At 67.8% G+C, this 12,568-nt stretch carries 11 protein-coding genes; 4 read left to right on the forward strand and 7 right to left on the reverse strand.

Features of this window, described 5'->3' with window-relative positions; all coding sequences use genetic code 11:
- Nucleotides 1-49 precede the first annotated feature (49 nt).
- Nucleotides 50-937: a TerD family protein gene (locus ACFZDJ_RS03805; RefSeq protein ID WP_390927719.1), complete on the forward strand. Its 888-nt coding sequence runs from the start codon at nt 50-52 to the stop codon at nt 935-937.
- 39 nt (nt 938-976) lie between these two features.
- On the opposite strand, the gene ACFZDJ_RS03810 is transcribed toward ACFZDJ_RS03805, so the two are convergent.
- The 6 genes from ACFZDJ_RS03810 to ACFZDJ_RS03835 all read right to left on the reverse strand — a co-directional run bounded on the left by ACFZDJ_RS03810 (nt 977) and on the right by ACFZDJ_RS03835 (nt 5,813).
- On the reverse strand, nt 977-1,717 hold the full coding sequence (locus ACFZDJ_RS03810) for a Tellurium resistance (RefSeq protein ID WP_060896039.1): 741 nt from the start codon (nt 1,715-1,717) through the stop codon (nt 977-979).
- A 107-nt stretch (nt 1,718-1,824) separates the two neighbouring features.
- On the reverse strand, nt 1,825-2,973 hold the full coding sequence (locus tag ACFZDJ_RS03815; protein ID WP_168508466.1) for a DUF475 domain-containing protein: 1,149 nt from the start codon (nt 2,971-2,973) through the stop codon (nt 1,825-1,827).
- Between the two features lie 111 nt (nt 2,974-3,084).
- Complete coding sequence (locus ACFZDJ_RS03820) at nt 3,085-3,660, reverse strand: TerD family protein (RefSeq protein WP_101405384.1); 576 nt, start codon at nt 3,658-3,660, stop codon at nt 3,085-3,087.
- A gap of 204 nt (nt 3,661-3,864) precedes the next feature.
- A complete protein-coding gene (locus ACFZDJ_RS03825) occupies nt 3,865-4,440 on the reverse strand; it encodes a TerD family protein (protein WP_054230998.1) in 576 nt (191 codons plus the stop codon).
- A gap of 129 nt (nt 4,441-4,569) precedes the next feature.
- Nucleotides 4,570-5,028, reverse strand: coding sequence for a peroxiredoxin (locus ACFZDJ_RS03830; protein ID WP_384905820.1), 459 nt, complete (start codon nt 5,026-5,028; stop codon nt 4,570-4,572).
- Between the two features lie 356 nt (nt 5,029-5,384).
- Nucleotides 5,385-5,813: a DUF3052 domain-containing protein gene (locus ACFZDJ_RS03835; protein WP_060896036.1), complete on the reverse strand. Its 429-nt coding sequence runs from the start codon at nt 5,811-5,813 to the stop codon at nt 5,385-5,387.
- A gap of 469 nt (nt 5,814-6,282) precedes the next feature.
- Between ACFZDJ_RS03835 and aceE the strand changes: the two genes are divergently transcribed.
- Complete coding sequence (aceE, locus tag ACFZDJ_RS03840) at nt 6,283-9,030, forward strand: pyruvate dehydrogenase (acetyl-transferring), homodimeric type (protein WP_391055866.1); 2,748 nt, start codon at nt 6,283-6,285, stop codon at nt 9,028-9,030.
- A 100-nt stretch (nt 9,031-9,130) separates the two neighbouring features.
- Nucleotides 9,131-9,898 (forward strand): ion channel, encoded by a 768-nt coding sequence (locus ACFZDJ_RS03845; protein ID WP_391055870.1) that lies wholly within the window; start codon nt 9,131-9,133, stop codon nt 9,896-9,898.
- A gap of 268 nt (nt 9,899-10,166) precedes the next feature.
- On the opposite strand, the gene ACFZDJ_RS03850 is transcribed toward ACFZDJ_RS03845, so the two are convergent.
- Nucleotides 10,167-11,789 carry an MFS transporter gene (locus ACFZDJ_RS03850; RefSeq protein ID WP_384905261.1) on the reverse strand — a complete coding sequence of 541 codons (1,623 nt, stop codon included), beginning with the start codon at nt 11,787-11,789 and terminating at the stop codon, nt 10,167-10,169.
- Nucleotides 11,790-11,902: 113 nt separating this feature from the next.
- On the opposite strand from ACFZDJ_RS03850, the gene ACFZDJ_RS03855 reads away from it, so the two are divergent.
- A complete protein-coding gene (locus tag ACFZDJ_RS03855) occupies nt 11,903-12,559 on the forward strand; it encodes a TetR family transcriptional regulator (protein ID WP_384905263.1) in 657 nt (218 codons plus the stop codon).
- Nucleotides 12,560-12,568 lie beyond the last annotated feature (9 nt).

Raw genomic sequence — 12,568 nt, forward strand, 5'->3', positions numbered from 1 at the left:
CCTTACCCCCGCGTTGTCGTGACCAGGACCGAGAGGGCAGGATGACCGCATGACGCACGCGATGCTGAAGGGGTCGAACGTCCCGCTGGACGCCACAGCGGTACGTGCCGTGCTGCGCTGGACGCCCGGGCAGGGTGTCCCCGATGTCGATGTCTCGGCGCTGCTCCTCGGTCCCGACGGTCGTGTGCGATCCGACGAGGACTTCGTCTTCTACAACCAGCCACGCCATCCCTCGGGCAAGGTGTGGCGACTTGGCAAGAAACGCGTCTCCGAGGGCCTCACCGACACCATCCAGACGGATCTGGCGGGTGTCGAGTCCGGTGTCGGACAGATTCTGCTGGTCGCATCGGCGGACGGCGTCACCTTCGACCAGGTACGCGCCCTACGCATCCTGCTGTACGACGCGTCCGGCACGACCGGCACCACCGGCTCGGACGGTGAGCCGCTGGCCTACTTCGACATCAAACCGGAGACGGGTACGGAGACGGCGCTGATCTGCGGCGAACTGTACCGGCGCGGTCAGGGCTGGAAGTTCCGGGCGCTCGGCGAGGGCTATCCGAACGGTCTGGAGGGGCTCGCCTCCGACTTCGGGATCACGGTGGACGAGTCCGAGCCGGAGGCCGTCGCGCCCGTGCCCGACGCCACCGCCTGGGCGGACCCCGCGGCCTCCCCGGAGACCTCGGTGCCGCTCCCGCCCGAGCAGTCCGCCCCGGTGCCCCAGCAGCCCGCGTACGGCTATCCGGGGCCCGCGCAGACGGCCCCCGCCCAGCCCGCGTACGGCTACCCCCAGCCGACCAGCCAGCCCGCCTACGGCTACCCGGGGCCCCAGACGGCCCCGGCCGTCCAGCCGGCCTACGGCTTCCCGCAGGCGGTCGGCTCCCTCCCCGACCCGGATTTCAGGCTGCCGCCACAGGGGCCACAGTTCATCGGACGCTAGGAAAGCGCCCCGAAAGGGGCGCGGGGCTGTATTCGACCATCAACGGTCGGCCTTGGACTTGTACCCCCGCCCCCACTGCAGCCCCCACCCGTACAACCGGTCCAGCTCCGCCTGGAACCCGTACACGAACTTCACCTCACGCCGCACGGTGATCTCGCCCTTGTTGTTCTCGATCATCACCACCGCGCAGGAGCGGGCCTGCGGATGCCGCTCGTCGAGGCCGATCTCGATCCGGGGCCCGTTGCTCGGGTAGAGCGTGATGATGGCGTGCGTACGGTCGAAGGCGGGCGTCTGGTCGTAGATGTACACGAAGACCAGGAGCCGCTTGATGTCGTCACGATGGTCGAGGTTGACGTAGGCCGTCTCACCGGACGCCGAACCGAACCGGTCGTCACCGCTGAGCTTCACGTACGGCGGGTCGTTGATGTCGCCGAGGAAGTTGCCCAGAGGCTGCACCACGCCCTTGGAGCCGTCCGCGAGCTCGTACATCACGCCCAGGTCGAGGTCGACGTTCACCATGCTCTGGGTGTGCGCCTGGACCACGTCCGGCTTGAAGGTCTTGAAGGGGTGCCGCAGCAGGCTGCCCCGCTGCTGGCCGCCGCCGATGTCCGACGTGCGCATACGCCAGGACAGGTTGATGCGCAGGTTGCCGGTGGCCGCGCCCTGCTTGGTGAGCGAGACCGTGTGGTTCCGCTTGGTCAGTTCTATGGAATTGGTGGCGGCACTGCCGGAGTCGAAGTCCGTCGAGCGTCCGCGCCACAGGTCGTCCCAGAAGCCCATTGCCTTGTCCCGCCCCCACGTTGCCTGGATATGCGACGGGGCGGCCACGAGGACTCGTCCTCGACGGCCGCCCCGCTCAGAGCGTTCCCGGAATCACGCTCCCGGACTCACACCCCGGACGAGACCTCAGTCTTGTCGTCCGAGGCCGTCGCTTTTCCCTCGGCCGCCGCGAGCGCCCTGTTGCGGCGCACCGAGGACCAGAAGGACCAGGCGATCAGGACGACACCGACGAGACCGGTGATGACCTCGTGGATCTGGTACTGGATGGTGACCAGGAGGATCACGGCGAGGGCGCCGATGGCGTAGTGCGCGCCGTGCTCCAGGTAGACGTAGTCGTCGAGGGTGCCCTGGCGGACCAGGTAGACCGTGAGCGAGCGGACGTACATGGCGCCGATGCCGAGGCCGAGCGCCATCAGCACGATGTCGTTGGTGATGGCGAAGGCGCCGATGACACCGTCGAAGGAGAAGGACGCGTCCAGGACCTCGAGGTAGAGGAACATGAAGAACGCGGCCTGACCGGCGAGGACGACGGCCGGCTTCTTCTTGCCGGTCCGCGCGGCCTCCTCCTCTTCCTCGTGCTCCCGCTCCTCGTCTTCCTCGAGCCTGTCCTCGAAGTAGCCGGAGAGTCCGCCGACGACCATGTACGTGATCAGGCCCGCGATGCCGGCGATCAGCACCGTCTGCGCCTTGTCGATGTGCGCGCCGCCGTGCTGGTGGGCGTGGACCGCGAAGGTCATGGAGGAGACCAGCAGCACGACCAGGGCGATGCAGACCGACAGCATGTCGACCTTGCCGAGCTTGGCCAGCGGACGCTCGATCCAGCGCAGCCACTGGATGTCCCGGTCCTCGAAGATGAAGTCGAGGAAGATCATCAGAAGGAACATGCCACCGAAGGCGGCGATCGCCGGGTGGGCGTCCGTGACCAGCTGCTGGTACTGGTCCTTGTCGGTCAGTGCGAGGTTGACCGCCTCGATCGGACCCTTCTTGGCCGTGACCGCCACGATCACGACGGGGAAGACCAGTCGCATGCCGAAGACGGCGATCAGCACACCCACCGTGAGGAAGATCTTCTGCCAGAAGGCACTCATCTTCTTCAGGATCCCGGCGTTGACCACCGCGTTGTCGAAGGACAGCGAGATCTCCAGGATGGCCAGGATCGCCACGATGCCAAAGGCGGTCCACCCCCCGTAGATCACCGCTGCGACCAAGCCGAGCGCGGTGACCGCAAACGACCAGCCGAAGGTTTTCAGAAGCACTGGCTACCCAATCATCGTGTATGTACGGGTCTCCCCCGCGCCGTACTCGGCTTTACCTACTGTTGACCACGAAGTCTAGAGGGCTGCCCCTTCGGCTGGCTCGGGCGGGCCCTAGGAAACATTGACTCCGAAGTCGAGCGCGATGCCGCGCAGACCGGACGCGTACCCCTGTCCGACCGCTCGGAACTTCCACTCCTGGTTGTAGCGGTAGACCTCGCCGAAGATCATCGCCGTTTCCGTCGAGGCGTCCTCGGACAGGTCGTAGCGGGCGAGCTCCTGACCGTCGGCCTGGTTGACCACGCGAATGAACGCGTTGCTGACCTGGCCGAAGGTCTGACCGCGGTTGTCGGCCTCGTGGATGGAGACCGGGAAGACGATCTTGTCGACGTTGGCCGGCACCTTGGAGAGGTCGATCAGGATCGACTCGTCGTCGCCCTCGCCCTCACCCGTGAGGTTGTCACCGGTGTGCTCCACGGAGCCGTCCGGGCTCTTGAGCTGGTTGTAGAAGATGAACCACTCGTCGCCGAGCACCCGGCCGGAATTGCACAGCAGGGCGCTGGCGTCGAGGTCGAAGTCGGCTCCGGTGGTGGAGCGCGCGTCCCAGCCGAGCCCGATCATCACGTGCGTGAGGTTGGGTGCGGCCTTGGAGAGGGAGACATTGCCTCCCTTGGCGAGCGTGACGCCCATGATGCTGGTCCTCCCCGAGGTCAAACTCTTAGTTGTGCCGCGCGGCCTGCGCGCGGTGGTCCAGCGGGTCCGGCGCCGCACATGAAGCGTGCGGCGCCGGGCCTGGAGCCGAAGGCCGTACGGCTCAGACGTTCACGTCGGACGGTCGCGTCAAACGTTCAGATCAGACGTTCGCGTCCGACGTGTCCTCGTCCGACGGTCGTGTCAGACGTTGACGCCGAAGTCCTGCGCGATGCCGCGCAGGCCCGAGGCGTAGCCCTGGCCGATGGCGCGGAACTTCCACTCCGGGCCGTTGCGGTACAGCTCGCCGAAGACCATGGCGGTCTCCGTCGAGGCGTCCTCGGAGAGGTCGTAGCGCGCGATCTCCGCCTCGCCGGCCTGGTTCACCACGCGGATGAACGCGTTGCGGACCTGGCCGAAGGACTGCTGGCGGTTCTCGGCGTCGTAGATGGAGACCGGGAACACGATCTTCTGGACGTCGGCGGGCACGGCGGCGAGGTTGACCTTGATCTGCTCGTCGTCGCCCTCGCCCTCACCGGTGATGTTGTCCCCGGTGTGCTCGACCGAACCGTCCGGGCTCTTCAGGTTGTTGAAGAACACGAAGTTCTGGTCGGTGCTGACCTTGCCGTCCGCATTCGTGAGGATGGCGCTGGCGTCGAGGTCGAAGTCGACGCCGGTGGTGGTTCGGGCGTCCCATCCCAGACCGACGATGACCGCGGTCAGTCCCGGGGCCTCCTTGGTCAGCGATACGTTGCCGCCCTTGCTGAGGCTGACTCCCACGAGTCCTCCCAATGGTGTCCAGGGGCGGGGAGCCCCGTCGTGCGTTGGTATCGGATCAACGTGTCGATCCTAGTGACGGGTTCCCGCACCCTGCAGGCCCTGCGACCGAACAATCACAGGGTGTCGGGCTCACAGAGTGTCGAGCGCCTTCACGTACTCGTTCAGGTCACGCGCGTCCGGCAGACCGTTGACGACGGTCCAGCGGACGACGCCCGTCTTGTCGATGATGAAGGTGCCGCGCACGGCACAACCCTTGTCCTCGTCGAAGACGCCGTACGCGCGCGAAGTGTTGCCGTGCGGCCAGAAATCGGAGAGCAGCGGGTACTCCAGGCCCTCCTGCTCGCCGAAGACGCGCAGGGTGTGGATGGAGTCGTTGGAGACGGCCAGCAGCTGGACGTCGTCGTTGACGAACTTCGGCAGTTCGTCGCGCAGGGCACACAGCTCGCCGGTGCACACGCCGGTGAAGGCGAACGGGTAGAAGAGCAGCACCACGTTCTTCTCACCGCGGAAGTCGGACAGCTTCACGGTGGCGCCGTGGTTGTCCTTGAGCTCGAAGTCCGGTGCCTCGGTGCCGACCTCGATCGCCATAGTCACACGCTCCCCTTCCAAGGGCCTGTTCGGGTGAACCCCACCCTACGCAGCACCCCCCGCCCCACCGGCCGCACCCCGACCACGTGCCCCACGCGCCACCCCCGGTGCGCGCCTCGCACCGGCTCGACCGAGCCCGCTCGCCCGGGGCACAACGTCTTGTGGGGGCTGCCGCCATTCGGGTGGGGTGTTGTCTCGGAGGCCGGCGTTCCGGCCCGGGGACCGCGGCGGTGAGGTGGTCCGGCGCGGGTGCTCCTCGCCTCCCCCACAGGCCCGGGGCATGGGGGAGGCCCCCGGCGGCGGGGACGCCGACGGGGGCCTCTTGGGTGGTTTGGTGCGGCAGACGGAGCGAGAGCTCAGCGCTTCGACTTGGGCGTGGCCAGACGCGTGCCCGACCACTCCTTCCCGACCGAGATGCTCTTCGTCTGGGAGAGGCCGGCAGTCTGGGCGGCGTCACTGATGTCGCTGGGCTCGACGTAGCCGTCCCGGCCGGTCTTCGGGGTCAGCAGCCAGATCATGCCGCCGTCCTCAAGGAGACCGATGGCGTCCACCAGAGCGTCCGTAAGGTCGCCGTCCTCGTCGCGGAACCACAGCATCACGACGTCAGCGACGTCGTCGTAGTCCTCATCGACCAGGTCCTGGCCGATCAACGATTCGATACCTTCACGGAGCTCGTGGTCAACGTCGTCGTCGAAGCCGATCTCCTGGACCACCTGTCCGGGCTCGAACCCCAGCCTGCCGGCCGGGTTGGTCCGCTCCTCCGCGTGGTCCGCGGTCGCGCTCACGGCTTGCCTCCTGATCATGTTTCGGTAGATGTCTCAGCCACGCGCGTACGCGAAGCATTGGCCGTAGTCCACACGGGCGGGGCGGATCGCGCAAGTACCCGGCCGTCGAGACCGCCGAAACGGTGACGATCCCGGCGGTGTCGGCGCAACCTCAGGCGTGGATTCAAGGCCACAAGTGACGCACACCACACCCTTCTGCCCCATTTATGAATTTCGGAACCCTTGGAGCGTACGAGACCCGAACGACTTTGCGGAACGCGTCACGGAGTGAGCGTATCGTTGCGTTTTGGTCGGGCACGTCCCAACGAACTGCAGGAATGTGTTGGTTACCTCTCGGTAGAGATGACGATTCCGTTCCCGAGGTACACGATGGGGAACGGTGCAGACAGACCGAAAAACCGCCCCAGACAGCTTCCCAGACAACCCCTCGGGCAGCCCTCACACGCCCCTCTGACAGTGAAGGAACAGCGTGGTTTCCGGATCCGATCGCAATCCGATCATCATTGGCGGCCTTCCCAGTCAGGTCCCGGACTTCGACCCCGAAGAGACCCAGGAGTGGCTCGACTCCCTCGACGCCGCTGTCGACGAGCGCGGCCGTGAGCGCGCCCGCTATCTGATGCTGCGGCTGATCGAAAGGGCCCGCGAGAAGCGCGTGGCCGTGCCCGAGATGCGCAGCACGGACTACGTCAACACGATCGCCACCAAGGACGAGCCCTTCTTCCCCGGCAACGAGGAGATCGAGCGCAAGGTCCTCAACGCCACCCGCTGGAACGCCGCCGTGATGGTCTCGCGCGCCCAGCGTCCCGGCATCGGCGTCGGCGGTCACATCGCGACCTTCGCCTCCTCCGCCTCGCTCTACGACGTCGGCTTCAACCACTTCTTCCGCGGCAAGGACGAGGGCGACGGCGGCGACCAGATCTTCTTCCAGGGGCACGCCTCCCCCGGCATCTACGCCCGCGCGTTCCTCCTCGACCGGCTCTCCGAGCAGCAGCTCGACGCGTTCCGGCAGGAGAAGTCGAAGGCTCCGTACGGTCTGTCCTCGTACCCGCACCCGCGCCTGATGCCGGGCTTCTGGGAGTTCCCGACCGTCTCCATGGGCCTCGGTCCGCTCGGCGCGATCTTCCAGGCGCGGATGAACCGCTACATGGAGGCGCGCGGCATCGCGGACACCTCCAAGTCACACGTCTGGGCGTTCCTCGGGGACGGCGAGATGGACGAGCCGGAATCGCTCGGACAGCTGTCCATCGCCGCTCGAGAGGGCCTGGACAACCTGACCTTCGTCGTCAACTGCAACCTCCAGCGCCTCGACGGCCCGGTACGGGGCAACGGAAAGATCATCCAGGAGCTGGAGTCCCAGTTCCGGGGCGCCGGCTGGAACGTCATCAAGCTGGTCTGGGACCGCACCTGGGACCCGCTGCTCGCGCAGGACCGCGACGGCGTGCTGGTCAACAAGCTGAACACCACTCCGGACGGCCAGTTCCAGACGTACGCCACCGAGACGGGCGACTACATCCGCCGGCACTTCTTCGGTGACGACCACCGGCTGCGGGCGATGGTCGAGAACATGACCGACGACCAGATCCTGCACCTGGGGCGCGGCGGTCACGACCACAAGAAGATCTTCGCGGCGTTCTCGGCGGCCAAGGCGCACAAGGGCCAGCCGACGGTGATCCTGGCGCAGACGGTCAAGGGCTGGACGCTCGGCCCGAACTTCGAGGGCCGCAACGCCACGCACCAGATGAAGAAGCTGACGGTCGCCGACCTCAAGGGCTTCCGGGACCGTCTGCACCTGCCGATCTCCGACAAGGAGCTGGAGTCCGGCGCGCCGCCGTACTACCACCCGGGCCGGAACTCGGAAGAGATCCAGTACATGCACGACCGCCGCAAGGGGCTCGGCGGATACGTCCCCACGCGCGTCGTACGGTCGCAGCCGCTGGCCCTGCCGGACGACAAGGCGTACGCGGGTGTGAAGAAGGGCTCCGGTCAGCAGTCGATCGCCACGACCATGGCGTTCGTGCGACTGCTCAAGGACCTCATGCGGGACAAGGAGATCGGCAAGCGGTTCGTGCTGATCGCGCCCGACGAGTACCGCACCTTCGGCATGGACTCGTTCTTCCCGAGCGCGAAGATCTACAACCCGCTCGGCCAGCAGTACGAGTCCGTGGACCGCGATCTGCTCCTGGCCTACAAGGAGTCGCCGACCGGTCAGATGCTGCACGACGGCATCTCCGAGGCGGGCTGCACGGCCTCGCTGATCGCCGCGGGTTCGGCGTACGCCACGCACGGCGAGCCGCTGATCCCGGTCTACGTCTTCTACTCGATGTTCGGTTTCCAGCGCACCGGTGACCAGTTCTGGCAGATGGCCGACCAGTTGGCGCGCGGTTTCGTCCTGGGCGCGACCGCGGGCCGTACGACTCTGACCGGTGAGGGCCTTCAGCACGCGGACGGCCACTCGCAGCTGCTCGCCTCGACCAACCCGGGCTGTGTCGCCTACGACCCGGCGTTCGGGTTCGAGATCGCGCACATCGTCAAGGACGGTCTGCGCCGGATGTACGGCTCGTCCGACGAACACCCGCACGGCGAGGACGTCTTCTACTACCTCACCGTCTACAACGAGCCGATCCAGCACCCGGCCGAGCCGGCGAACGTCGACGTGGACGGCATCCTCAAGGGCATCCACCGCTACTCGGAAGGGACTTCGGGTTCCGTCCCGGCGCAGATCCTGGCGTCCGGTGTCGCCGTGCCTTGGGCGGTCGAGGCGCAGCGGATCCTCGCCGAGGAGTGGAACGTACGCGCCGACGTCTGGTCGGCGACCTCCTGGAACGAGCTGCGGCGCGAGGCCGTCGACGTGGAGCGGCACAATCTGCTGCACCCCGAGGAGGAGCAGCGCGTCCCCTATGTGACGCAGAAGCTGAGCGGCGCCGAGGGTCCGTTCGTGGCCGTCTCCGACTGGATGCGATCGGTTCCGGACCAGATCTCGCGGTGGGTGCCGGGCACGTACCAGTCGCTGGGCGCGGACGGCTTCGGTTTCGCGGACACGCGCGGCGCGGCCCGGCGCTTCTTCCACATCGACGCGCAGTCGATCGTGGTCGCGGTGCTGACCGAGCTGGCCCGTGAGGGCAAGGTCGACCGGTCGGTGCTGAAGCAGGCGATCGACCGCTATCAGCTGCTCGACGTGGCGTCGGCCGACCCGGGAGCCGCGGGCGGCGACGCGTAGGCGCTCCGCGCGAGCGCCGGTGGGCCCTAGGGGCGCGGGGAGCTGGGACACCCGGCTTTCCGCGCCCCTTACGTGTGCTGTGTGCACCTACGATGCGGACATGAACGAGCAATCGGTGCAGGTCCGTTGGGAGCAGCGCACGCAGCGGCCCCTGCTGGGACTCGCGGTGGCCTTCGCCGTCGCCTATGCCGTGCCGATCGTGGACAGTGACGCGAGCCGTGGCCTGACGGGCGCGTGCACGGCCGTGGAGTGGACGGTGTGGGGCGCGTTCGCCGTCGACTATCTCGTGCGCCTCATACTCGTCCGGGACCGCAGGGACTTCGTCCGTACGCACTGGATGGACCTGTGCGCGGTGATCCTGCCGATCCTCCAGCCGCTGCGGCTGCTGCGGCTCGTCGCGACGCTCACGCTCGTCGGGCGGCGGGCCCGGATGGATGAGCAGATCCGGCTGACGACCTACGTCGGGGGCGCGGTCGTCGGGCTGCTGATGTTCGGCTCGCTCGCGGTGCTGTCGGTGGAGCGGGAGTCGCCGAACGGGAACATCAAGACCCTGGGTGACGCCGTGTGGTGGTCGTTCACCACGATGACGACGGTGGGGTACGGGGATCACGCGCCGACCACCGGCCTCGGGCGGATGATCGCGGTCGGGCTGATGCTCTCCGGGATCGCGCTGCTCGGTGTCGTGACCGCGAACATCGCCGCGTGGTTCATCTCGCGGTTCGAGAAGGACGACGTGGAGGAGCGGCGGCAGACGGCGGCGATCGAGTCGCTCACGGAGGAAGTGCGGGCGCTCCGTGCGGAGGTGGCTGCGCTGGCCGGTGGGGTTCGGCACCCGGTGTCGGGGGGTGCGGAGGAGCGTTCGCGCTAGCGCGAAGGGGGTTCGTTGTCGGGTGCGGGTCCGATGTGGCTGGTCGCGCAGTTCCCCGCGCCCCTGAAGGGGCGCCCCACCCGCCCCCTTCGGACTGCGGGCGCGCCGCCCCCCTCCGGCAGCGCGCCGCAGTTCCGGTGGTCCTCCCATGTCGTGCGGAGGACTTGACCCACTGTGACGTGCGACGGCTGCCGGCGGGAGGGATCTTCCGTGGTGTCACCCAGATAGGTGAAACCTGTACAAAAAAGGGCTGGTCCGACGCGCAGACTCAGATATGGCCGGCGCCCGCCCCCGCCGCCTCGGCGTTCTCGCCCCGCTTGGTGAGGAGCGCGACGAAGACCGCCACGACGGCGACCCCGGCGGCGACCAGGCAGGCCAGGCTCATGCCGGAGATGAACGTGTCGTGGGCGACGGTCGTGATCTTCTCGGCGAGTGCGGCCGGGGTGCCCGGGGCGACCGGTGCGGCGCCGACCTGGACTGCTTCGGAGGCCTGGTCGAGCTGGGCCGCGGTGAGCGGCGGCAGCTTGGCGTCGGCCCAGTTGCCCGCGAGGTCGCCGTCGACCTTGGAGGCCATCACGGCGCCCAGCACGGCCGTACCGAGGCTGCCGCCGATCTGCATCGCGGCCTGCTGGAGACCGCCGGCCACGCCGGAGAGTTCCATCGGCGCGTTGCCCACGATGACCTCGGTGGCGCCGACCATGACCGGCGCGAGGCCGAGACCGAGACCGGCGAACCAGAGCGACATCACGGCGCCGCTGGTGCCCGTGTCCAGCGTGGACATGCCGTACATGGAGATCGCGGTGAGGGCCATGCCGCCCGCCAGCGGGATGCGCGGGCCCGTCTTGGTGATCAGGGCGCCGGCCAGCGGCGAGCCCACGATCATCATTCCGGTGAGCGGGAGGAGGTGCAGACCGGCGTCGACCGGGCTCATGCCGTGCACGTTCTGCAAGTAGAACGTGACGAAGAAAAGGCCGCCCAGGAAGGCGATGGCCATCAGCACCATGAGGACCACACCGGCCGACAGCGGTACGGAGCGGAACAGCCCCAGCGGGATCAGCGGCTCCTCGACCCGCTTCTCCCACAGGGCGAAGAGCACGAAGCCGAGCACCGAGGCGCCCAGGAACGTCCAGGTCAGGCCGGAGCCCCAGCCCCAGGTCGGAGCCTTGATGAGCGCCCATACCAGGCAGAACATGGCACCGGAGAGCAGCGCGATGCCCAGGACGTCGAAGGAGCGCGGGGCGTTCGCGGCGCGGTGGTCGAGGAGGATCATCAGGCCGAGGACCAGCGCGATGACGCCCACCGGCACGTTGATGAAGAACACCGACTGCCAGCTGACGTGCTGAACCAGCAGACCGCCGAGGATCGGGCCGCCCGCGGTGGAGGCGCCGATGACCATGCCCCAGATGCCGATCGCCATGTTCAGCTTCTCGGCCGGGAAGGTGGCCCTCAGCAGGCCGAGCGCGGCCGGCATCAGCAGCGCGCCGAACAGCCCCTGGAAGACGCGGAAGGTGACGACCAGGGCGATGCTGCTGGAGAAGCCGATCGCGCCGGAGGCCGCGGCGAAACCGACCACGCCTATGAGGAAGGTCTGACGGTGCCCGAAGCGGTCACCGAGCTTGCCCGCGGTGATCAGGGTGACCGCGAGCGCGAGGAAGTAGCCGTTGGTGATCCACTGGACGTCGGCGAAGCTCGCGCCCAGGTCCTTCTGGATGGCCGGGTTGGCGATGGCCACGATGGTGCCGTCCAGGGCGACCATCATGACGCCGACGGCAACGGTGAACAGGGTGAACCACGGATGGCCGCGCAGCCCGTCGGACGGCGCCTTGTCCGACGGAGTGACCGGAGCCTTGTCCCCCGAACCCGTCGTGTCGATGGTGGTCTGACTAGTCATACCTTCGAGGCTAGTGACAGCCACTGACAGTTGACAAACCAATTCACAAGTCGGTAACTGTCACGTCACCCACCAGTACGCTGAGCTGGGCTGAAAGAACAGAAGAGGACCTCATGGAGACGACCGCCGACGAGACGTCGCCCCGGGCAGGCCTGCGCGAGCGCAAGAAGCAGCGCACCCGGGAGGCACTGCTGCGTGCCGCCCTCGAACTGTTCACCACCCAGGGCTACGAGCGGACGACCGTCGACGAGATCGCGGAGGCCGTCGACGTCTCGCAGCGCACCTTCTTCCGCTACTTCGCGGGCAAGGAGGAGGTCGCCCTGTTCACCCAGGGGGTCGCGGAGGCACGCTTCCTCGCCGCCGTGCGCGAACGCCCGCCCCAGGAAGCCCCGTTGGAGGCGTTGCGCCGCGCCGTCCTGGAGGGCTGGGACACCATCGGCGAGTCGATCGAGTCCGTCGTGCCGCTCGAACTGCACATGCGCGCCTACCAGTTGATCGAGTCGACACCCGCCCTCCTCGCCGCCTATCTGCGCCGCTCCGCGGAACTGGAGGAGGAGATCGCGCGGGTCATCGCCGAGCGCGAGGGACTCGACGTGGACGCGGACCCCAGACCGCGCGTCGCGGTGGCCGTGTTCGGCGGAGTGATGCGCGTCACGGGCCGTCTGTGGAGCGAGGGAACCGATCACAGCATCCCGGCGATCCGCGAGTTGACCACCGCTTACCTCGACCAGGTGGGGCCCGCGTTGGCGGAGAAGTGGCGCACGGAGTGACGCATGCAG

Origin of the sequence: Streptomyces sp. NPDC007896 (assembly GCF_042959425.1) — a bacterium.
Lineage (GTDB): Bacteria > Actinomycetota > Actinomycetes > Streptomycetales > Streptomycetaceae > Streptomyces.

What these genes read in the sequence shown, in the direction of transcription:
- ACFZDJ_RS03805 (WP_390927719.1), top strand. Translation starts at nt 50, where the DNA reads ATGACGCACGCGATGCTGAAGGGGTCGAACGTCCCGCTGGACGCCACA.
- ACFZDJ_RS03810 (WP_060896039.1), bottom strand. Translation starts at nt 1,717, where the DNA reads ATGGGCTTCTGGGACGACCTGTGGCGCGGACGCTCGACGGACTTCGAC.
- ACFZDJ_RS03820 (WP_101405384.1), bottom strand. Translation starts at nt 3,660, where the DNA reads ATGGGCGTCACGCTCGCCAAGGGAGGCAATGTCTCCCTCTCCAAGGCC.
- ACFZDJ_RS03830 (WP_384905820.1), bottom strand. Translation starts at nt 5,028, where the DNA reads ATGGCGATCGAGGTCGGCACCGAGGCACCGGACTTCGAGCTCAAGGAC.
- ACFZDJ_RS03845 (WP_391055870.1), top strand. Translation starts at nt 9,131, where the DNA reads ATGAACGAGCAATCGGTGCAGGTCCGTTGGGAGCAGCGCACGCAGCGG.
- ACFZDJ_RS03850 (WP_384905261.1), bottom strand. Translation starts at nt 11,789, where the DNA reads ATGACTAGTCAGACCACCATCGACACGACGGGTTCGGGGGACAAGGCT.
- ACFZDJ_RS03855 (WP_384905263.1), top strand. Translation starts at nt 11,903, where the DNA reads ATGGAGACGACCGCCGACGAGACGTCGCCCCGGGCAGGCCTGCGCGAG.